Source organism: Peribacillus sp. P4_C12 (genome assembly GCF_056402095.1).
In genome coordinates this window covers 1-1,183 of sequence record NZ_JBFUIB010000860.1, presented here as the reverse complement: position 1 = coordinate 1,183, position 1,183 = coordinate 1, and the positions used below count along the sequence as shown (strand labels likewise).

Sequence of the window (1,183 nt, the reverse complement as noted above, 5' to 3'; positions counted from 1 at the left end):
GCCGTACCATATCCCAACCAATAATAATAAAAGCAGCAATACAATGTAATTGTTAACAAAAACGAGTGTTAATGCTGAGAGCCCTAATAAAATTGTCCCCCATCCAATAATTTGTTTTTCCCCTTTTTTATCCATTAAGTAACCAAACACTAACATTGAAAACATCGGACCAATATTTACAGCTGAAACAATAAAGCCTGTTTGCAGTGGTGTTAAGTTCCATTCAATTTGATAGAATGTAGCGATGGGTCCCATGCCATATGTCACAAATGTTGCTGCAGTTTGTGATAGTGTAGCCACTAATACGATTAACCATTTATAATATGTATTCATTAATGCCCCTCCAATATCTTGCTATTACATATGTATTCAATCAGTAAAATTCGGCTATGGATATTTATTATAGAGTGAATAGTCTCGTAATCTATTATTAACTTGTAGCATCATCTCGACTCCTTATTTATTAAGCTAACTAGAGTTTACTCTCACTACTGAGAAGCGTAAAATGGAGGAAAATGATAGGATCCATAAATTTTTTTTATAGGGTGTGTGACAAACAAAATGAACATCGAAGAAATTGCATTAAAAATTGAAATATTAAATCGACAAAATTTAAGTAAATCCGCAGAAATCACAAACTATACTCAATCCGCACTTACTGCTAAAGTGAAAAAAATGGAGTCAGAAATTGGAAAACCCGTTTTTAAACGAACACCCCAAGGATTGAAAATTACTAGCGTAGGTACCCAGTATCAAAACTATCTTCAACTTATTACTCAAGAGTACGAAGAATTTTTACAATCCATTGGTGCCTATCAGCTTAACTCTAAAGTGAACTTTGGCACATCACATACAACCTTAAAAATCTACGGAGCCCCTCTCGCCAATATGTTGAATGCGAAAGACATTCAATTGGATGTAGACTTCGCAGTAGATTCTAGTAATGCCATAAATCAAAAAGTACACAATTCCGAATTGGATTGTGCACTAATTAGTGAACCTATTAAAAAATACCCCGATTTAGCATACGATATTGTTGCCACTGAAACATTTGAGATTATTTCAAGTAATGATCATATAATCAATTTCGATCAGAAAACACCTATTACATTGCTTGTTTTAAGTAAAGGTTGTATGTATACAAGAGCTGTAGTTGATTGGCTTATGGATACTCAACTACAAT

Annotated in this window: 2 protein-coding genes; one reads left to right on the top strand and one right to left on the bottom strand. The window is 33.6% G+C overall.

Going from position 1 to position 1,183, the window contains the following annotated elements:
- On the bottom strand, positions 1-333 hold a 333-nt coding region (locus tag AC1DUW_RS29745; protein ID WP_477644296.1), incomplete at its 3' end, for an MFS transporter.
- A 228-nt stretch (positions 334-561) separates the two neighbouring features.
- Here AC1DUW_RS29745 and AC1DUW_RS29740 point away from each other — a divergent pair.
- On the top strand, positions 562-1,183 hold a 622-nt coding region (locus AC1DUW_RS29740; protein ID WP_477644295.1), incomplete at its 3' end, for a LysR family transcriptional regulator.